General features: G+C 62.7%; 21 protein-coding genes and 4 tRNA genes. 5 read left to right on the top strand and 20 right to left on the bottom strand.

Going from position 1 to position 18,838, the window contains the following annotated elements; genetic code table 11:
* Positions 1-161: 161 nt before the first annotated feature.
* From phnK to phnC, 9 genes are all read right to left on the bottom strand, one after another.
* Positions 162-971 carry a phosphonate C-P lyase system protein PhnK gene (gene phnK / locus BLT86_RS02925; protein ID WP_017677523.1) on the bottom strand — a complete coding sequence of 270 codons (810 nt, stop codon included), beginning with the start codon at positions 969-971 and terminating at the stop codon, positions 162-164.
* Positions 968-1,837, bottom strand: a complete 870-nt coding sequence (locus BLT86_RS02920) for an alpha-D-ribose 1-methylphosphonate 5-phosphate C-P-lyase PhnJ (protein ID WP_017677524.1) — start codon at positions 1,835-1,837, stop codon at positions 968-970. Before BLT86_RS02920 ends, phnK begins: the two co-directional genes overlap by 4 nt.
* On the bottom strand, positions 1,837-2,913 hold the full coding sequence (locus BLT86_RS02915) for a carbon-phosphorus lyase complex subunit PhnI (protein ID WP_017677525.1): 1,077 nt from the start codon (positions 2,911-2,913) through the stop codon (positions 1,837-1,839). The genes BLT86_RS02920 and BLT86_RS02915 overlap by 1 nt, the downstream gene beginning before the upstream one ends.
* The gene (gene phnH, locus BLT86_RS02910) at positions 2,913-3,524 is read right to left on the bottom strand and encodes a phosphonate C-P lyase system protein PhnH (protein ID WP_017677526.1); all 612 of its coding nucleotides are present in this window, start codon (positions 3,522-3,524) and stop codon (positions 2,913-2,915) included. The genes BLT86_RS02915 and phnH overlap by 1 nt, the downstream gene beginning before the upstream one ends.
* Positions 3,524-3,973 carry a phosphonate C-P lyase system protein PhnG gene (phnG, locus tag BLT86_RS02905; protein WP_017677527.1) on the bottom strand — a complete coding sequence of 150 codons (450 nt, stop codon included), beginning with the start codon at positions 3,971-3,973 and terminating at the stop codon, positions 3,524-3,526. Before phnG ends, phnH begins: the two co-directional genes overlap by 1 nt.
* A gap of 11 nt (positions 3,974-3,984) precedes the next feature.
* Entirely contained in the window at positions 3,985-4,707 is a 723-nt protein-coding gene (gene phnF / locus BLT86_RS02900; protein ID WP_021488644.1) for a phosphonate metabolism transcriptional regulator PhnF, read from the bottom strand.
* A gap of 20 nt (positions 4,708-4,727) precedes the next feature.
* Entirely contained in the window at positions 4,728-5,519 is a 792-nt protein-coding gene (phnE, locus tag BLT86_RS02895) for a phosphonate ABC transporter, permease protein PhnE (protein WP_017677529.1), read from the bottom strand.
* Between the two features lie 63 nt (positions 5,520-5,582).
* Positions 5,583-6,584: a phosphonate ABC transporter substrate-binding protein gene (gene phnD, locus BLT86_RS02890; protein ID WP_017677530.1), complete on the bottom strand. Its 1,002-nt coding sequence runs from the start codon at positions 6,582-6,584 to the stop codon at positions 5,583-5,585.
* Positions 6,585-6,638: 54 nt separating this feature from the next.
* Complete coding sequence (gene phnC / locus BLT86_RS02885; RefSeq protein ID WP_017677531.1) at positions 6,639-7,463, bottom strand: phosphonate ABC transporter ATP-binding protein; 825 nt, start codon at positions 7,461-7,463, stop codon at positions 6,639-6,641.
* 384 nt (positions 7,464-7,847) lie between these two features.
* On the opposite strand from phnC, the gene BLT86_RS02880 reads away from it, so the two are divergent.
* A complete protein-coding gene (locus BLT86_RS02880) occupies positions 7,848-8,174 on the top strand; it encodes an Arc family DNA-binding protein (protein ID WP_003461866.1) in 327 nt (108 codons plus the stop codon).
* A gap of 78 nt (positions 8,175-8,252) precedes the next feature.
* Here the strand turns inward: BLT86_RS02880 and BLT86_RS02875 are convergent, their stop codons facing one another.
* The 4 genes from BLT86_RS02875 to BLT86_RS02860 all read right to left on the bottom strand — a co-directional run bounded on the left by BLT86_RS02875 (position 8,253) and on the right by BLT86_RS02860 (position 12,557).
* Positions 8,253-9,389, bottom strand: coding sequence for a sodium ion-translocating decarboxylase subunit beta (locus tag BLT86_RS02875; protein WP_017677532.1), 1,137 nt, complete (start codon positions 9,387-9,389; stop codon positions 8,253-8,255).
* A 10-nt stretch (positions 9,390-9,399) separates the two neighbouring features.
* Positions 9,400-11,178, bottom strand: coding sequence for a sodium-extruding oxaloacetate decarboxylase subunit alpha (gene oadA, locus BLT86_RS02870; protein WP_092374509.1), 1,779 nt, complete (start codon positions 11,176-11,178; stop codon positions 9,400-9,402).
* A 23-nt stretch (positions 11,179-11,201) separates the two neighbouring features.
* Positions 11,202-11,459 (bottom strand): OadG family protein, encoded by a 258-nt coding sequence (locus BLT86_RS02865; RefSeq protein ID WP_092374506.1) that lies wholly within the window; start codon positions 11,457-11,459, stop codon positions 11,202-11,204.
* Positions 11,460-11,660: 201 nt separating this feature from the next.
* On the bottom strand, positions 11,661-12,557 hold the full coding sequence (locus BLT86_RS02860) for an AraC family transcriptional regulator (protein WP_092380305.1): 897 nt from the start codon (positions 12,555-12,557) through the stop codon (positions 11,661-11,663).
* Between the two features lie 175 nt (positions 12,558-12,732).
* Here BLT86_RS02860 and BLT86_RS02855 point away from each other — a divergent pair, with 175 nt between their 5' ends.
* The 3 genes from BLT86_RS02855 to BLT86_RS02845 are packed head-to-tail and all read left to right on the top strand — an operon-like array spanning position 12,733 to position 14,287.
* Positions 12,733-13,455: an SDR family oxidoreductase gene (locus tag BLT86_RS02855; protein WP_017677536.1), complete on the top strand. Its 723-nt coding sequence runs from the start codon at positions 12,733-12,735 to the stop codon at positions 13,453-13,455.
* Between the two features lie 11 nt (positions 13,456-13,466).
* On the top strand, positions 13,467-13,796 hold the full coding sequence (locus BLT86_RS02850; protein WP_092374503.1) for an Atu4866 domain-containing protein: 330 nt from the start codon (positions 13,467-13,469) through the stop codon (positions 13,794-13,796).
* Positions 13,797-13,825: 29 nt separating this feature from the next.
* Positions 13,826-14,287: a nuclear transport factor 2 family protein gene (locus tag BLT86_RS02845; RefSeq protein ID WP_017677538.1), complete on the top strand. Its 462-nt coding sequence runs from the start codon at positions 13,826-13,828 to the stop codon at positions 14,285-14,287.
* 6 nt (positions 14,288-14,293) lie between these two features.
* On the opposite strand, the gene mgtE is transcribed toward BLT86_RS02845, so the two are convergent.
* Entirely contained in the window at positions 14,294-15,736 is a 1,443-nt protein-coding gene (mgtE, locus tag BLT86_RS02840; RefSeq protein WP_017677539.1) for a magnesium transporter, read from the bottom strand.
* A gap of 323 nt (positions 15,737-16,059) precedes the next feature.
* Here mgtE and BLT86_RS02835 point away from each other — a divergent pair, with 323 nt between their 5' ends.
* Positions 16,060-16,554, top strand: a complete 495-nt coding sequence (locus tag BLT86_RS02835) for a DUF4124 domain-containing protein (RefSeq protein WP_017677540.1) — start codon at positions 16,060-16,062, stop codon at positions 16,552-16,554.
* A 44-nt stretch (positions 16,555-16,598) separates the two neighbouring features.
* Here the strand turns inward: BLT86_RS02835 and BLT86_RS02830 are convergent.
* The 6 genes from BLT86_RS02830 to BLT86_RS02805 form a co-directional block, all read right to left on the bottom strand.
* Positions 16,599-16,675, bottom strand: a tRNA-Arg gene (locus BLT86_RS02830).
* A 73-nt stretch (positions 16,676-16,748) separates the two neighbouring features.
* Positions 16,749-16,825: transfer RNA gene (locus BLT86_RS02825), tRNA-Arg, on the bottom strand.
* Between the two features lie 74 nt (positions 16,826-16,899).
* A tRNA-Arg gene (locus BLT86_RS02820) sits at positions 16,900-16,976 on the bottom strand.
* 71 nt (positions 16,977-17,047) lie between these two features.
* A tRNA-Ser gene (locus tag BLT86_RS02815) sits at positions 17,048-17,138 on the bottom strand.
* Positions 17,139-17,199: 61 nt separating this feature from the next.
* On the bottom strand, positions 17,200-17,385 hold the full coding sequence (csrA, locus tag BLT86_RS02810) for a carbon storage regulator CsrA (protein ID WP_003244478.1): 186 nt from the start codon (positions 17,383-17,385) through the stop codon (positions 17,200-17,202).
* 191 nt (positions 17,386-17,576) lie between these two features.
* The gene (locus tag BLT86_RS02805; RefSeq protein ID WP_017677541.1) at positions 17,577-18,815 is read right to left on the bottom strand and encodes an aspartate kinase; all 1,239 of its coding nucleotides are present in this window, start codon (positions 18,813-18,815) and stop codon (positions 17,577-17,579) included.
* Between the last annotated feature and the right edge of the window lie 23 nt (positions 18,816-18,838).

Genomic DNA, 18,838 nt, shown 5'->3' with positions numbered 1-18,838 from the left:
GTAGGGCGGGTGCAACCCGCCATTGCCGTGGCGGGTTACACCCGCCCTACATCCCGCGTCATGCGCAAGCGGGCAGCTGTAGCCCGGATGCAATCCGGGGATGGCTGGCACGGTTTTCCCGGATTGCATCCGGGCTACGGGCTGGCGATTGCTGGGCGTCATCAGGGCTGCAACACCGACGACACCAGCAGCTGCGAATACGGATGCTGCGGGTCGTCGAGAATCTGGTCGGTCAGCCCCGCCTCCACGACCTTCGAACGGCGCATCACCATCAGGCGGTCGGCCAGCAGGCGCGCCACCGCCAGGTCATGGGTGACGATCACCACTGCCAGGTCCAGCTCACGCACCAGGCCGCGCAGCAGGTCGAGCAGGCGCGCCTGCACCGACACGTCCAGCCCTCCAGTCGGCTCGTCCATAAACACCAGGCGCGGCGCGGAGACCAGGTTGCGGGCGATCTGCAGGCGCTGCTGCATGCCGCCGGAGAAGGTGCGTGGCAGGTCGTCGATACGCGCCGGGTCGATCTCCACCTGGCTCAGCCAGTCGAGCCCGGCGGCGCGCAGCTCGCCGTAGTGGCGCACGCCCTGGGCCATCAGCCGCTCGCCGATATTGGCGCCGGCCGACACCGCCATGCGCAGGCCGTCGCGCGGGTTCTGCTCGACGAAGCCCCACTCGGTGCGCAGCAGCGTGCGCCGCTCGGCCTCGCTGGCGCTATACAGGTCGAGCCACTGACCACTGCGCGCGCGATAACTCACGCTGCCGCGATCCGGCGGGCAGCGCCCGGAGAGCAGGCTGAGCAAGGTGGACTTGCCCGAGCCGGACTCGCCGACGATGCCCAGCACCTCGCCGGGATAGAGGTCGAAGCTCACCCCCTGGCAGCCCTTGTCCGGGCCGTACAGGCGGGTCAGGTCACGCGCCGAGAACAGCGGCTCGGCCGCTGCCACGGCAGGTTGCAGACGTTCGGCGGCGCTCATTGCAGGTTCTCCTCGGTGCGCTGGCGGCAGTAGTCGGTATCGGAGCAGACGTAGCGCTTGCTGCCGGCGTCGTCGACGATCAGCTCGTCGAGGAAGGATTCCGTGCTGCCGCAGAAGGCGCAGCACTCGTCCCAGCGCTGCACGGCGAAGGGGTGATCCTCGAAGTCCAGGCTGACCACCCGGGTAAAGGGCGGCACCGCGTACAGGCGCTTTTCACGACCGGCGCCGAACAGCATCAGCGCCGGGCTCATGTCCAGCTTGGGGTTGTCGAATTTCGGGATCGGCGACGGGTCCATCACGTAGCGCTCGTCCACCGTCACCGGGTAGGCGTAGGCGGTGGCGATATGGCCGAAGGTGGCGATGTCCTCGTACAGCTTCACGTGCATCACGCCGTAATCCTCCAGCGCATGCATGGTCCGCGTCTCCTGCTCGCTGGGCTCGATAAAGCGCAGCGGCTCGGGGATAGGCACCTGGTAGACCATGATCTGCCCGGCCGACAGCGGGGTTTCCGGGATGCGGTGGCGGGTCTGGATCACGCTGGCCTCCACCGTGCGTTCGGTGGTGGCGACGCCGGCGGTGCGGGCGAAGAAGCGGCGGATCGACACCGCATTGGTGGTGTCATCAGCGCCCTGGTCGATCACCTTGAGCACGTCATCACGGCCGAGAATGGCGGCGGTCAGCTGCATGCCACCGGTGCCCCAGCCGTAGGGCAGCGGCATCTCACGGCCGCCGAAAGGCACTTGGTAGCCGGGGATCGCCACCGCCTTGAGCAGACCTCGGCGGATCATGCGTTTGGTCTGCTCGTCGAGGTAGGCGAAGTTGTAGGCCGACGCCTCGCGGACGCCGCTTGCAGTGGAAAGGTTCATCAGTGGTTCTCCTCTGCCGACGCCTGTCGGCGCAGCTTGCGGATCAGTTCCAGTTCGGCCTGGAAGTCGACGTAGTGCGGCAACTTCAGGTGCGAGACGAAGCCGGCGGCCTCGACGTTGTCGCAGTGCATCAGCACGAATTCCTCCTCCTGCGCCGGGCCCTGCACTTCCTCGCCGTACTCGCCGGCGCGCAGGGCGCGGTCGACCAGGGCCATGCCCATGGCCTTGCGCTCGGCGTAACCGAAGGCCAGGCCGTAGCCGCGGGTGAACTGCGCCTGCTCGGCGCTTTCCCCGACGAACTGGTTGACCATCTCGCACTCGGTGATTTCGATGTCGCCCAGCGGTACGGCGAAACCCAGTTCGGCGGGCGTCATCCACACCTCGACATCACCGATGCGGATCTCCCCGGCGAAGGGGTGGTTGCGTCCGTAACCACGCTGCGTGGAATACCCCAGCGCCAGGAGGAAGCCCTCGTCGCCACGGGCCAGGGCCTGCAGGCGCTCGGCGCGGCAGGCGGGAAAGGCCAGCGGCTCGCGGGTGATGTCGGGTACTGGCGCGCCGTCATCCGCCTCACGGGCCATCAGCCCTTCGCCTGCGAGAAAATCCAGCACCCGCGGACAGGGCTTGGGCTCAGCGGTAACGGCTGCTTCCGGCGCCGGATAGTCGCCCTCGGCCAGCAAGGTGAAATCCAGCAGACGGTGGGTGTAGTCGAAGGTCGGGCCGAGCAGTTGACCGCCAGGCAAATCCTTGAAGGTGGCGGAGATGCGCCGTTCCAGCTGCATCTTCGTGGTATCCAGCGGCTCGCTGGCGCCGAAGCGCGGCAGCGTGGTGCGGTAGGCGCGCAAGAGGAAGATGGCTTCCATCAGATCGCCCGCGGCCTGCTTGATGGCCAGCGCAGCCAGTTCCTCGTCGTACAGCGAGCCCTCGCTCATGACGCGGGCCACGGCCAGCGGCAGTTGCTGACGCACCTGCTGCACGCCCAGTTCGGCGACGGCGGTATCACCGCGGCGACGATTGGCCAGCAGTTGATGAGCGTTGTCGATGGCGCGTTCGCCACCCTTGACGGCGACATACATCAGGCAGCCTCCTCGGTTTCGATCAGCACGTGGGTGCTGCGTGGCAGGCCGATGACTTCGCCGTCAGCGGCGAAGAAGCAGTCCAGGCCACGGGGAAAAGCGTTGCGCGCCTGGCGCTGCTGCCAGAACGAGGCCGGCAACGGCAGGCTGACGCTGCGCACGTCCTTGATACCCGGGCCGCGCCAGCGCAGGGCTGGGCCAGCGTGCAGATCGTCGAGTTGAATCAGCAGCGTGCAAGACTGATCCGGGTAGCGCTCGCTGCCGTTGTCGAAGTCCGACAGATCGCTCAACTCGCGCTCATCGAGCAGGGCGAACAGGGCGATCTCGCGCTCGGCGACGATCGGGCAGCCGCAGTGGAACGCCAGGTTGGCGCGGATCAGCGGCGTATCGAAGCGCGGCGCCAGCCACAGCGGCGTGTCGCTGTCGAGAAAGGCCAGGCACAGGCCATAGGTGGCCGGGGCCAGGTCACCCAGGGCGTGGGCGCGATCCATGGCGCGCGGCAGACCCGGTTCGGCCAGGGCGCCGAGGGCGGCGCGGAAGCTGAGCTGGGCGTCCAGCACCGGGTCGTCGAAAGCCGGTTGCAGCCAGTGCGAGCTGTGCGGCGTAGTCATCAATCCTCTCCTCTGACCAGGGTGAAGAACTCCACCTGGGTGGTGGCAGTCTGTGCGGCCCGGGCCAGTCGCTGTTCGCGCTGCTGGCGGGCCAGGGGGTCGATCAGGTCAATGAGCCAGCGCGCCTGGTCACTGCCCTGCAGGTGGGCGTCGGCCAGGGCGGCCAGTTCAGCGCGGCGCTTGTCGCGACCAGCCAGGTAGCTGTAGCCGGTACGGCCGTCGGCCAGGCGCACCACGCAGCGGGTCACGGTCATCTCGCCGAGGTTGAAGGCGCTGCCGGTGCCGCCCATGCGCCCGCGCACCAGAGTCATGCCCACCTCGGGGGCGCGGATCAGCTGGTAGGCGCTGTCTTTCAGCGCCGCTTCATGGGCATCGAGAGCGTCGCCGGCGCGAGCCAGCACACCCATCCAGCGCTGGCGCGCGGCGATGTTCGGATCAAGGTCGTTCATGCGGGTCTCCATCAGGTCGCTACCTGGTACTGGAAGCGGTCGGCGCGGCTGCTGGACTGCGCCAGCTCCACCGCCCGACCAGCGGGATCGCGGGACAGGGTGAGTACGCTGAGCAGCGGCGCATGGCGCGGCATCAGCAGGTGCGCGGCTTCTTCGCGGCTGGGCAGACGCGCACCGATCAGGCTGAAAGTGCGCGCCAGCGGCAGGTCGCGCTCGGCCAGGTACTGGCGCAGCGAACCGCCCTGGTAGTCGGCCAACAGTGGCGCCAGGCTGGCGCAGAAACGGTGACGGATCAGGCTCAGCGGCTGGCCGTCGAGCAGGCGCAGGGTGGCCAGTTCGATCAGCTCGCTACCATCGGGCAATTGCAGGTGGCGGCACTCCTCGCTGCTGCCGCCACGGCGCAGGCGCTCGATCAATTTCGCTTCAACCCGGTGGCCGAGCGCCGACAGCGACTGGCTGAAGGCACTGCCCGCCTCCACCGGATACACCAGCGGCTTGGCCAGCACCTGGGTGCCCTTGCCCTGGCGGCGCAGCAGTCGGCCTTCGAGCACCAGCTCGTCCACCGCGCGGCGCAGGGTGTGGCGGTTGACGGAAAAACGTGCGGCCAGTTGCATCTCGCCCGGCAGGTAGTCGCCCGGGCTCATGCGTTGCAGATCTTCGCGCAACACGGCGGCCAGCTCGCGGTACAGCGGTTCGCTTTGTCTAGACAAGTTCATCGTTTGAAAAGGGCGCACGCAGGCGCCCTCCTCCTCCTTCAGATAAAGAGCTTGCGCAGGCGCTGGGACAGGATGTCGATGGCGCTCACCACCAGGATGATCACGATCAGCAGCGCGCAGGTCTGGGCGAACTGGAAGCCGCGTATGGCCTCCCAGAGGATCACCCCGATACCGCCAGCGCCGACCATGCCGACCACGGTGGCCGAGCGCACGTTGGACTCGAAGCGGTACAGCGAGTAGGAGATCCACAGCGGCAACACCTGTGGGATGACGCCGAAGATCACTTCCTGCAGGGCACTGGCGCCGGTGGCGCGCACGCCTTCGACCGGGCCCGGATCGATGGCCTCGACCGCCTCGGCGAACAGCTTGGCCAGCACCCCGGTGGTGCTGATGAACAGCGCCAGCACGCCAGCGAAGGGGCCGAGGCCGACCGCGACGACGAAGAGCATGGCGAAGACCATTTCGTTGATCGAACGGCAGGCATCCATCACCCGGCGTACCGGCTGATAGATCCACCAGGGCACGATGTTCTCGGAGCAGAGAATGCCCAGTGGAATGGCGCAGACGATGGCCAGCACCGTGCCCCAGAGGGCGATCTGCACGGTAACCACCATCTCCTTGAGGTAGTGCTGCCAGTTGCTGAAATCCGGCGGAAAGAAGTCGGCGGCGAAGGTGGCCATGTTGCCGGCATCGCGCACCAGCGCCAGCGGGTTCATTTCCGCGCCCTGCCAGGACCAGGCAAGTACGGCGAAGAACAGGCCCGAGCCGATCAACTGCAACCAGCTGCGTTTGCTATCGACGGTCGGGGTATGGGTGGTCAAAGTGGTCATCAAGGCATCTCGGGGAAAACGACTGCAGTCAGCCCCTCAGTCGATACCGAGGGGCTGCCAGGATCAACCGGCGCTGGCGCCGCCCTGCTTCTCACGCTCGGCCATACGCTGCTCCAGCTTGGCCAGCTCGGCGTCCAGCTCCTTGAGCTGAGCCTGCTTGTCGGCGTCCTTGAGCTTGTCGTTGTTGGCTACTTCAGTACGTTTCTTGAACAGTTCGAGCTGACGAATCGGCAGCAACTGATCGTTGTCGGAAGCCTTGAACTGGCCCCACTGCAGGCCTGCGAGCACCTTCTTCTCCTCCGGCTTGGCACCGTAGGTCATGAAGAAGTCGCGCAGCTTGTCGCGGGTTTCCTGCGGCAGGTTCTTGCGCCAGACGATGGGGTCGGACGGGATCAGCGGCGAGGTCCAGATCACCTTGAGCTGCGCGGCCTTGTCCGGCGCGGTCACTTCCAGACGCTCCATGCCCTCGCTGTTGAAGGTGCCGACATCGACCTGCTTGTTGGCCACCGACAAGGCGTTGACCTCATGACTGCCGTTGAGCGAGCGCTTGAAGATCTTGCCGGCGTCGGCGTTGTTCTGGGCGAACACGTAATACCCCGGTACCAGGTAGCCGGAGGTGGAGTTGGGGTCGCCGTTGGCGAAGGTCAGGCTCTTGGCGTTCTTGAGCATGTCCTCGACCGAGTTGATCGAGCTGTCCTTGTGCGCCACCAGCAGGCTGTAGTAACCCTGCGCGCCGTTGGCCGCCACGGTCTGGGCGAAGATCTCGCCGCCGGCGCGATCAACCGCCTCCATCGCAGACTTGTTGCCGTACCAGGCCACGTCGACCTTGTCGAAGCGCATGCCCTGGATGATCCCGGCATAGTCCGGGGCGAAGAAGGCGTTGATCTTCACCCCGGTCTGCTTGCTCATGTCAGCCAGGAAGGGGTCCCACATGGCCTTGAGGTTCTGCGAGGACTCGGTGGAGATGATGCCGAAGTTGAGTTCCTCGGCGGCCTGGACCGAGCCCAGCAGGGAACCGGTGACGAGCGCAGAGGCAGCCAGCACCTGGCCGATGCGTTTGAACATGGAGCACACTCCTGTTGCGGGTTGGCGTTGTTGTTTCGAATGAGGGAGGCGACGTCAGGCCTTGGCCAGCGCCAGCGGACGCTCTACAGCCCGTGGGCGCTGCCCTTGCGGCAGCAGCAGGCTGATATCGAGATCGCCGCCGTAGAGGTCATTGAGGAAATCGGGGTTGAAGCTTTCGGTGGGTCCGTCGAAATGAATGCGCCCGCCCTTGAGCGCCACGGCGCGCTGGCAATAGCGCACCGCGTAGTCGACCTGATGCAGGGTCACCACCACCGTCTTGCCGTCGCAGCGGTTGATGTCGGCGAGAATCTCCATCACCTTGCGCGCCGACTCCGGGTCGAGCGAGGCGATCGGCTCGTCGGCGAGGATCACCTCGGCCTGCTGGCACAGCGCGCGGGCGATGGCCACGCGTTGCTGCTGTCCGCCGGAGAGGGTCGAAGCACGCTGCGTAGCGAGCTCGGCCAGACCGACGCGCTCCAGCGCCTGCATGGCACGCTGCCTTTCCTCGGCATTGAACAGACTGAGGCTGCCGCGCCAGCGCGGCATGCGCCCCAGACCGCCGAGCAGCACGTTCTGCATCACACTGAGGCGGCCGACCAGATTGAACTGCTGGAAGATATAGCCGATATCGGCGCGCTGACGGCGCACGTCGCCGTTGAGGCGACCATCGGTCTGGACCTGGCGACCGAGCACTTCGATACTGCCGGCATCGCCGCGTGCCAAGCCGGCGAGATGGCGCAGCAGGGTCGACTTGCCCGACCCCGAAGCACCGATCAAGGCCACCATTTCACCTGGCTGTACCGACAGCGCCAGGTCGAACAACGCCTGTTTGCGGCCGAAGCTCTTGTTCAGACGGTCGACTCGAATCGCTGCGCGCATGGGCTGGCCCTCTACTATCATTGTCGATACGAAGGCAGCTAACTCGCGCCTTCTGGTGTAGACCAAGGTAGGCGCAAGCTGTGTCAGACCCGTGAACCACGGATGACGATTGAGTGAACGAAACTTGAAACTTTTATGTTCGAGCGACGCAACAAGATGAGTTCTGCCGAATACCACGCATTTCAGACAATCGGTGCTGGCATAAAGCCGCCACCTGAATCACAATCCGACACGTATTTGGCGTCAAGGAACTGTTCAGATGACTCTCGGGTCATAATGACGCAGAACGCGATACCGGTTGAACGGCTAGTGCGAAACACGGTCAAACCGGTGACAATCTCGACACTGACTACCAGTATCGCTCCCTGAACTAACCGGTAATGTATGCGCCCTATGAAACAGGCTATTTACTCCAGCCGCACGGCTGACAAATTTGTCGTTCGCTTGCCAGATGGCATGCGTGAGCGTATCGCTGACGTAGCACGCAACCATCACCGCAGCATGAATTCGGAAATCATCGCCCGCCTGGAGCAAAGCATGCTTCAGGAAGGTGCGCTGGATGACGATCTCAGTCTGCGTCTCGACAGCCCCGAACTGAGCCTCCATGAGCGTGAATTGCTGCAGCGTTTTCGTCAGTTGTCGCGCCGCCAGCAAAACGCGCTGGTCGCTCTGATTGCCCACGACGTGGAAATGGCCGCCGAAGAAGCCTGAGGCGAGCCCATAAAAAAACCGGCCTTGAGCCGGTTTTTTTATGGGCAACGAAAAGACGCGGAGCGAACTCCGCGCCTATCAGCCAACGAAACTGAGCAACACCCCCGCCGCCACGGCCGAGCCGATCACCCCGGCCACGTTCGGCCCCATGGCATGCATCAGCAGGAAGTTCTGCGGGTTGGCCTCCAGGCCGACCTTGTTCGATACCCGAGCCGCCATCGGCACTGCCGACACACCCGCCGAGCCGATCAACGGATTGACCTTGTTGCTGCTGAACACATTCATCAGCTTGGCCATCAGCACCCCTGCAGCAGTGCCGGCGCAGAAAGCCAACATGCCCAGAGAGAGAATTCCCAGGGTTTTAAGTTGCAGGAAGGAATCGGCTGAGAGTTTGGAGCCTACGGTCAGGCCAAGGAAGATGGTGACGATATTGATCAGCGCATTGCGCGATGTATCGGCCAGACGCTCGACCACACCGGCCTCGCGTAGCAGATTGCCGAGGGCAAACATGCCGATCAACGGCGCGGCGTCAGGCAGCAGCATCCCGATCAGAACGCACAGCACGATGGGGAATATGATCTTCTCGGTCTGCCCCACCGGGCGCAGTTGCTGCATGACGATGGCGCGCTCTTCCTTGGTGGTCAGCGCACGCATGATCGGCGGCTGAATCAGGGGCACCAGCGCCATATAGGCATAGGCCGCAACTGCAATAGGACCAAGTAGATGCGGCGCCAGCTTGGAGGTCACGAAGATCGAGGTCGGCCCGTCAGCACCGCCAATGATGGCGATGGAGGCAGCCTCCTTGAGTGTGAACTCCATACCGGGAATACCCAACGCGGTCAGCGCCAAGGCGCCGAGCAGCGTACCGAAAATACCGAACTGCGCAGCAGCACCCAACAGCAGCGTTTTGGGGTTGGCCAGCATCGGCCCGAAATCGGTCATAGCGCCGACACCCAAAAAAATCAGCAGCGGGAAGATACTGGTAGGCAGGCCTACCTCGTAGATCAGGTGCAGAAAGCCCGCCCCCTCTGCCATGTTGGCCACCGGGATGTTCGCCAACAGGCCACCAAAACCAATGGGCAGCAGCAACAGCGGCTCGAAGCCCTTTTTGATGGCCAGGTAAATCAGCAACAGACACACCGCGATCATGAACGCCTGACCGGGCTCCAGATGGTACAGACCGGTGCTCTGCCAGAGCTTGAGCAGCTTTTCCATGACGCGCCCCTCAGCCGATGGTCAGCAGGCTTGCGCCCACTGCCACTGCATCGCCGACCTTGACGTTGACGGCACCGACGGTGCCGGCCTTGAAGGCGCGGATCTCGGTTTCCATCTTCATTGCTTCGAGGATGATCACCAGTTGACCCTCCTCCACGGCCTGGCCAGGTTGCACCAACACCTTGAAGATATTGCCAGCCAATGGCGCGGCTTGCGGCTCGCCGCCGCCGACTGCGGCCGGAGCCGCCGCCGGTGCGGCGCTCGCTGCGCCACCGACGGGCTTGATGCCTTCGATATCGCCACCTTCGCCCACCTGCACGACGAAGGATTTGCCATTGACCTCGACGGTGTAGACCTCGGGCTTGCCGGCCTCGCGAGCCGGGGTTTCCTTACCGGTCGGCGCCGGCTCGAATGCCGCCGGATTGCCGCGATTTTCCAGGAACTTCAAACCGATCTGCGGGAACAGCGCGTAAGTCAGCACGTCGTCGATCTCGTCGGCGGCCAGCTTGATGCCTTTCTCCCGGGCAATGCCCTTGAGCTCGGCGCTCAGCTTGTCCATTTCGGCCTCGAGCAGGTCGGCCGGGCGGCAGGTAATGGCCTCGCTGCCATCGAGTACACGGGCCTGCAGCTCGGCGTTGAACGGCGCGGGCGCGGCGCCGTACTCGCCCTTGAGCACGCCGGCGGTTTCCTTGGTGATGGACTTGTAGCGCTCGCCAGTGAGCACGTTGATCACCGCCTGGGTGCCGACGATCTGCGACGTGGGCGTCACCAGCGGGATGAAGCCGAGATCTTCGCGCACGCGCGGAATCTCGGCCAGCACCTGGTCGAACTTGTCCTGGGCGCCCTGCTCTTTGAGCTGGCTTTCCATGTTGGTGAGCATGCCTCCGGGCACCTGAGCAACCAGGATGCGCGAATCGACACCCTTGAGGTTGCCCTCGAACTTCGCGTACTTCTTGCGCACTTCGCGGAAGTAGGCGGCGATTTCCTCCAGCAGCTCCAGGTTGAGCCCGGTGTCACGCTCGGTGCCCTGGAACATGGCCACCACCGATTCGGTCGGCGAATGACCATAGGTCATCGACAGCGAGGAAATCGCGGTGTCGACGTTGTCGATACCGGCTTCCACCGCCTTGAGAATGGCCACCGACGACAGCCCCGCCGTGGCGTGGCACTGCATGTGAACCGGAATCGCCAGGCTGGCCTTCAGGCGCGACACCAGCTCGAAGGCGGTGTACGGGGTAAGGATGCCCGCCATGTCCTTGATGGCCACCGAATCGGCGCCCATGTCTTCGATCTGCTTGGCCAGGTCGACCCACATATCCAAGGTGTGCACCGGGCTGGTGGTGTAGGAGATGGTGCCCTGGGCATGTTTGTCCTGCTTCTTCACGGCCTTGAGCGCGGTTTCCAGATTGCGCGGATCGTTCATCGCATCGAACACGCGGAACACATCGACGCCGTTGACCGCCGCACGCTCGACGAACTTCTCCACCACATCGTCGGCGTAGTGGCGGTAGCCGAGCAGGTTCTGCCCACGCAGCAGCATCTGCTGACGGGTGTTGGGCATGGCCTTCTTCAGTTCGCGGATGCGCTCCCAGGGGTCTTCGCCGAGGTAACGAATGCAGGCATCGAAGGTCGCGCCGCCCCAGGACTCCACCGACCAGAAGCCGACCTGATCGAGCTTGGGCGCAATCGGCAGCATGTCTTCGAGACGAACACGCGTCGCCAGGATCGACTGATGCGCATCACGCAGCACCACATCGGTGATTCCGAGTGCTTGTTTTACGGCAGTCATACAGGTGCTCCCTCTGAACCTGATCAACCGCGGCGCGCGCGGTGCTGGGCAATAGCGGATTGGATGGCGACCAGTGTCTCTGCATCCGGCCCATGGCTGGCCGACTCGACACTAGGCGCTGGAGAAGAAATGGCCGGGGTCGGCGCGGGCGGAGCGAAGGTCGCGATCAGACGTGACATCAGACTGACCACACCCACCAGCAACACCAGAAAGACAAATACGAAGCCCATGCCGAACAGCATGAGTTCGACACCCTCGAGCAGCAGTTCACTGGGGGTCATCTTGGCTCCTTTGGCCAGCAGCTAAGGGGCTGCATTCATTATTGATTAGGAGCGCCCAGGGTCAGTACCTGGGCAAAGCTGGCGAACCTTAGCGTGAAACGAGCGTTTGAAGCAAACGCCAAAAGGGACGAACGGGCTATTTATGTAGTGGTTTATCAGCACCCACTACCAAAGAGGCAGAAAGGCCCGGCGAGCGCAGCCTCAGGATGCCGAGCGAACCACGGTATCAACGGCAGGAGCAAGCCTCAGCAGGGTCTTGAAGTGACGCGTCTCATCACCGGGGGTACGCCCGAACAGACGCTTGAACTCCCGATTGAACTGCGACGGACTTTCATACCCGACGCGCTGCGCAGCGCTGAGCGCACTCATGTCGTTGCGGATCATCAGCAGGCGCGCCTGATGCAGGCGAATGGCCTTGAGGTACTGCAGCGGTGAGCGACTGGTCATCGCCTTGAAATGCACATGGAAAGTCGGCACGCTCATGCTGGCGACTTCGGCCAGCGAAGGCACATCGAGCGATTGCTGATAATCCCGGTGAATCCGCTGCAGGACGCGCGCGATACGACCGAAATGACTGTTCTGCGCCAGGGTCGCGCGCAGGCCATTGCCCTGCTCACCCTGCAGCACGCGAAAGACGATCTCACGCAGAATCGATGGGCCGAGCAGGCGCACCTCCTCAGGGTCAGCCAGGGCCTCCAGCAGGCGCAACGTGGCATCACTCAAGCGCGCATCCATCGGACTGGAATAAAGCGTTGCCGGTTGAGTGGGCTGGGGCTCTTGCAGATCCATGACCAGCTCGGCCACCAACAGCGGGTCGACACGCAGCGCCACCCCCAGCATGGGCTCTTCGGCACTGGCCTCGGTTTCGATGGAGAACGGCAGGGGCAGCGCCAGCACCAGATAGTGCTGCGCATCGTAAACATACAGATTGCCGTCGTGCAGTCCGCTCTTGCGCCCCTGGATCACGATCACGATGCTCGGCTCGTACAGCGCCGGGGTAACCGGCAGCGAGCGATTGGAGCGCATGAAGGTAACCCCGTCGAGCTGCGCCGCGGTGTACCCCTCCTCGGGGGCCAGACGCAGCATCAGTTCGACCATACGTCGCTTGATGCTCTCAGGACTCATGCTCATGCGCCGCTTTCGACTCGTTATCAATACCCGGGTATTGTAGGAAGCATTCAATAGAAACAGGCAATATCGAAAGAGTAACGAGACTTAGCAGCCGGCCGGCCCCTGCCTAGCATGGACGCTCCACAACGCAATGGAGACCGACATGAGCAAAGTCATCCTCATCACCGGCGCCAGCAGCGGCATCGGCGAAGCCACCGCCAGACACCTGGCAAGCCTGGGTCATCAGGTAGCCCTCGGTGCACGGCGCATCGAGCGCCTGCAGGCACTGGTAGAAGAACTGCAGGCACAAGGTCAACATGCCTCCTGCCGCGCCCTCGACGTCAGCCAACTGCACGATATGCAGGCCTTCGTCGAGCATGCCGAAGCGCAGCACGGCCCCGTCGACGTGATCATCAACAACGCCGGGGTCATGCCACTGTCGCCGCTCAATGCCCTGAAGGTGGATGAGTGGAATCGCATGATCGACGTCAACATCAGGGGCGTGCTGCACGGTATTGCCGCCGTACTGCCAGGCATGGAAGAACGCGGACGCGGCCAGGTCATAAATATCGCCTCCATCGGCGCCCATGCCGTATCGCCGACAGCAGCGGTCTACTGCGCCACCAAATATGCCGTCTGGGCGATTTCCGACGGCCTGCGCCAGGAAAGCGAGCGCATCCGCGTCACCACCATCTGCCCTGGCGTGGTCGAGTCCGAACTGGCCGACAGCATCTCCGATGCCAGTGCGCGCGAGGCGATGCAAGCTTTCCGTCGCGTCGCCATCACGCCAGACGCCATCGCCCGCGCCGTGGCCTATGCAGTCGAACAGCCCGACGACGTCGACGTCAGCGAACTGATCGTGCGCCCAACCGCCAGCCCTCATTGATGGAGACCACCATGTCAGCGAAGACTACTGTCGCAGCGCTGCTGATCAGCGGCGCCTTGCTACCCGGCGTGTCACTGGCGCAATCCGAGAACCCGCATCCTTATGTAGGCATGTGGGTAACGGACGACGGCCATGTCCGCCATGAGCTATTGGCCAACGGCCGTTATGACGAGGCACGCGGCAATCGCGAAAGCGCCTACCAGGGCAACTACCGCGTCACCGGCAACCACATCGACTACGTCGACGACACCGGGTTTACCGCCGATGGCGAATTCATCAACGACGTGCTCTACCACGGCGGCATGGTACTGCGCCGCAAAAGCAACCCAATAGACGAATAACGCTATTCATCAGCCAAGGAAAAATGCCCATGAACATGCACAAGATCATCGCCGTATTGCTACTGAGCGCATCCCTCTGCCTCCCGGCCTGGGCAAGTGACAACACCGCGGCCAATCAGGCCCTGATTCAGAAAGCCTTCGATGATTGGCGCGCAGGCCAAGGCGGCATCTTCCAGTTGCTGGCCGATGATGCCGTCTGGGTCGTGGCCGGCAGCAGCCCGTACTCCGGGACTTACCCCACGCGAGAGGCGTTCATGGAAGATGCAGTCAAACCCATCACTGACAAACTGGCCACGCCCATCGTGCCCACCGTCCGCCAGATCGTGGCGCAGGGACCTTACGTGGTCGTGCACTGGGATGGCCAGGCGACCGCCAAGGACGGCAGTCGCTACGAGAACAGTTACTCCTGGCACATGCAGCTGGAGAACGGCCGGATCACCCGGGTCACGGCCTTTCTCGATACCTGGCGGCTGGTCGAGCTGATGAACTGAAGCGACCTACATCAGGAAGATCGACGCCAACCCCAGGAAGATGAAGAAACCGCCGCTGTCGGTCATGGCAGTGATCATCACGCTGGCCCCCATGGCCGGGTCGCGCCCCAGGCGTGCCAGGGTCATGGGGATCAGCACCCCCATCAGCGCCGCAAGCAGCAGGTTGAGGGTCATGGCCGCCGTCATCACCACACCCAGCGACCAGCTGTCGTACAGGTAATAGGCCACCCCACCAATCACGCCGCCCCAGAGGATGCCGTTGATCAGGGAAACCCCCAGTTCCTTGCGCACCAGCCGCGCGGTGTTACCGGTGCTGACCTGATCCAGCGCCATGGCGCGTACGATCATGGTGATAGTCTGGTTGCCGGAGTTGCCGCCGATACCGGCGACGATGGGCATCAGCGCCGCCAGCGCCACCAGCTTCTCGATCGAGCCTTCGAACAGGCCGATCACCCGCGAAGCCAGGAATGCGGTGACCAGGTTGATAGCCAGCCAGGCCCAACGGTTGCGCACCGACTTCCACACCGAGGCGAAGATGTCTTCTTCCTCGCGCAGACCGGCCATGTTCAGCACTTCGCTTTCGCTTTCCTCACGGATCAGGTCGACCATCTCGTCGATGGTCAGACGGCCGATCAGCTTGCCGTTCTTGTCCACCACCGGGGCGGAAATCAGGTCGTAACGTTCGAAGGCCTGGGCGGCGTCATAACCGTCCTCATCCGGGTGAAAACTTACCGGATCGTCGGCCATGACTTCGCCGACCTGCTTGTCCGGGTCGTTGACCAGCAGGCGCTTGATCGGCAGCACGCCCTTGAGCACGCCGTCGTAATCGACCACGAACAGCTTGTCGGTATGGCCCGGCAGCTCTTTCAGGCGGCGCAGGTAACGCAGAACCACTTCCAGGCTGACGTCTTCGCGGATGGTGACCATCTCGAAGTCCATCAGCGCGCCGACCTGATCCTCTTCATAGGACAGGGCCGAACGCACACGCTCGCGCTGCTGGGCGTCGAGCGATTCCATCAGCTCATGAACGACGTCGCGCGGCAGTTCCGGCGCCAGGTCGGCGAGTTCGTCGGCGTCCAGGTCCTTGGCCGCGGCGAGAATCTCGTGATCGTCCATGTCGGCGATCAAGGTTTCCCGTACCGCGTCAGAGACTTCCAGCAAGATGTCGCCATCGCGCTCGGACTTGACCAGCTGCCAGACGGTCAGACGTTCGTCGAGCGGCAAGGCTTCGAGGATGTGGGCAATGTCCGCAGGGTGCAGATCTTCGAGCTTGCGCTGCAGCTCGACGAGATTCTGACGATGCACCAGGTTCTCGACCCGGTCGTGATGCTGGCCTTCCTGACGATGAGTCAGGTCTTCGACCAGCTTGTGCCGATGCAGCAGTTCGATCACCTGAGCCAGGCGATCCTGCAAGCTCTCTTGCGGCTTTTTGGCTTCTACTTCAGTCATAGCGCGCTCCACCCCCAGTTGGCGGGCACGCCAGAGGGGATCAATCAGGTCTTACACGATTGTGCGAGGGGAGTATTGAGTAACTACTGGGTAAGTCCATGGTGGTATTCCACAAGCCCCGGCGGGGCTGACGCGGCGAATGATAACACCGCAAAACAGCTTTGTACGTGACAAAAGCGCGGCAAGAACAACTGCTTGCATCACAAACTTCGATCTCGCATGAAAACCTGGCTATGCGACGTCAGCGCTCCCCGCCAGGACACCCTGGCGAGCGCGAAAAAACGGTCTAACCTGAAGCAGGCAAACGTCACGGAGGACGATTCATGCGAGGACAGCACGTCGCAGCGCTACTGGCCGCTGCGCTTCTCTACCCTATTGCAGACAGCTCGGCCGCCAGCGTGTTCCGCTGCGTCGACGCTGACGGCCATATCACCTTCACCCGCCACGGCTGCACCGACGATCAGCAGCAGCATCTGCAGGATGCGCGCAACCACACGCCCAGTAGCGGCAAGCCAATCCCCCTGGCCGACCCAGGCCGACGTACGACAACTGCCTCGGCAAGCAGTGGCGAGGTGGTCATCGTCGGCCAACAGGACGATGGCTGCGGCAACCTGCTGACCAGCAGCGAAAGGCGCCAGGCAATCATCCGCAAGGAAGTGCGCCGCGGCATGAGCCGCGCCGACGTGGAAAGCAGCCTGGGCAAGCCGGACAGAGTCACGAGCAGCAATGGGCAGCAGCGCTATCACTACCGCGAAAAACGCAAAGGCGGCAGCAGCCGGCAGGTCAGTTTCGACGAAGCCGGCTGCGTGAAGAAATGATGCGCAAAGAAAAAGGGCCTGCATTGCTGCAGGCCCTTTGGGTATGGCGGACTCAGGAGGATTCGAACCTCCGACCGCTCGGTTCGTAGCCGAGTACTCTATCCAGCTGAGCTATGAGTCCACACTTTGGCGCTTTTAGACCAGATCACCGCTGGTTGAAGCATGGCGCTGCATCGCTGCATCGCCATTGAATATGGCGGACTCAGGAGGATTCGAACCTCCGACCGCTCGGTTCGTAGCCGAGTACTCTATCCAGCTGAGCTATGAGTCCACACTTTGGCGCTTTTAGACCAGATCACCACTGGTTGAAACAAAATGGCTTGCAGCGATGCAAGCCATTGAATATGGCGGACTCAGGAGGATTCGAACCTCCGACCGCTCGGTTCGTAGCCGAGTACTCTATCCAGCTGAGCTATGAGTCCGTTTGGTGCTTTTATACCAGATCACCTCTGGTTGATTCGCCAGCCCGGCTTACGCCTGACTCGCTGAATAATGGCGGAGAAGGGGGGATTCGAACCCCCGACACCCTTTTGAGGTGTACTCCCTTAGCAGGGGAGCGCCTTCGGCCACTCGGCCACCTCTCCGCAACACGGGGCGCATGATAAACATGTTTTCCCCGTTTGCAAACAAAAATTTGTAGAAAAATTAGTGGCTTGGTTCGTCACCCTTCTCTTTCTGGATGCGCTGGTAGATTTCTTCACGGTGTACGGCAACCTCTTTCGGCGCATTGACACCAATGCGCACCTGGTTACCTTTCACACCCAACACGGTGACAGTCACATCATCACCGACCATCAGGGTCTCTCCGACCCGGCGAGTCAGAATCAGCATTCCTTTCTCCTCAACGGATTACATTTCTCAGGACAACAGTCTGCAAAAAGAAAATGGTGCCGGCTTCCCGCTAAATCAAGCCTGAAAGCCTCCACCCAAGTATTGACCAGCACGCGCAGAAAGAAAGTTCCCACATGCCAGTCAAAAAGACGAAAGGCGCGGAACCAGCCGCGCCTTTCAAATCAGTTGAATCACTCGCCCTGTCGGGCCGGGGCATCCAGCTCGAAAGCGGTATGCAGAGCGCGTACCGCCAGCTCCAGATACTTCTCCTCGATCACCACGGAAACCTTGATCTCGGAGGTGGAGATCATCTGGATATTGATGGTCTCCTTGGCCAGGGCTTCGAACATACGGCTGGCAACACCGGCATGGGAGCGCATACCGACACCGACGATGGATACCTTGGCGATATTGGTGTCGCCGACCACTTCACGGGCGCCCAGCTCGTCTGCTGTCTTCTGCAGCACGCCGAGGGCGTTGTTGTAGTCGTTGCGGTGCACGGTGAAGGTGAAATCGGTGGTGTTATCGTGCGAGACGTTCTGCACGATCATGTCCACTTCGATGTTGGCGGCGCTGATCGGGCCGAGAATCTTGAAGGCGATGCCGGGGATATCCGGTACCCCACGGATGGTCAGCTTGGCTTCGTCGCGGTTGAAAGCGATGCCGGAAATGATCGGCTGTTCCATGGATTCCTCTTCATCAAGGGTAATGAGGGTGCCCGGCCCCTCCTGGAAGCTGTGCAGGACGCGCAGCGGGACGTTGTACTTGCCGGCGAACTCCACCGAACGAATCTGCAACACCTTGGAGCCGAGGCTGGCCATTTCCAGCATCTCTTCAAAGGTGATCTTTTCCAGACGCTGAGCCTTGGGCACCACACGCGGGTCGGTGGTGTAGACACCATCGACGTCGGTGTAGATCTGGCACTCGTCGGCTTTCAGCGCCGCAGCCAGAGCCACGCCGGTGGTGTCGGAACCGCCACGACCGAGGGTGGTGATATTGCCGTGCTCGTCGACACCCTGGAAGCCGGCGACGACGACGACGCGACCGGCCTTGAGATCAGTACGAATCTTCTGGTCATCGATCTGCAGAATGCGCGCCTTGTTGTGCGCGCTGTCGGTGAGGATGCGCACCTGGTTGCCGGTGTAGGACACCGCCGGCACGCCGCGCTTGATCAGCGCCATGGCCAGCAGGGCAATGGTCACCTGCTCACCGGTGGACACCATGACATCCAGCTCACGCGCAACCGGCTCGCCATCGGTGATCTGTTTGGCCAGATCGATCAGGCGGTTGGTTTCGCCGCTCATGGCGGAAACCACGACGACGATGTCGTCACCGTTCTCGCGGAACTTCTTCACCTTGTCGGCCACCTGCGCGATACGCTCGATGGTGCCGACGGAGGTGCCCCCAAACTTCTGTACGATCAAAGCCATTTCAAAAAGCCGCCTGATTCCTC

Origin of the sequence: Pseudomonas sihuiensis, assembly GCF_900106015.1 — a bacterium.
Lineage (GTDB): Bacteria > Pseudomonadota > Gammaproteobacteria > Pseudomonadales > Pseudomonadaceae > Aquipseudomonas > Aquipseudomonas sihuiensis.
This window is presented reverse-complemented; position numbering and strand designations above follow the sequence as displayed.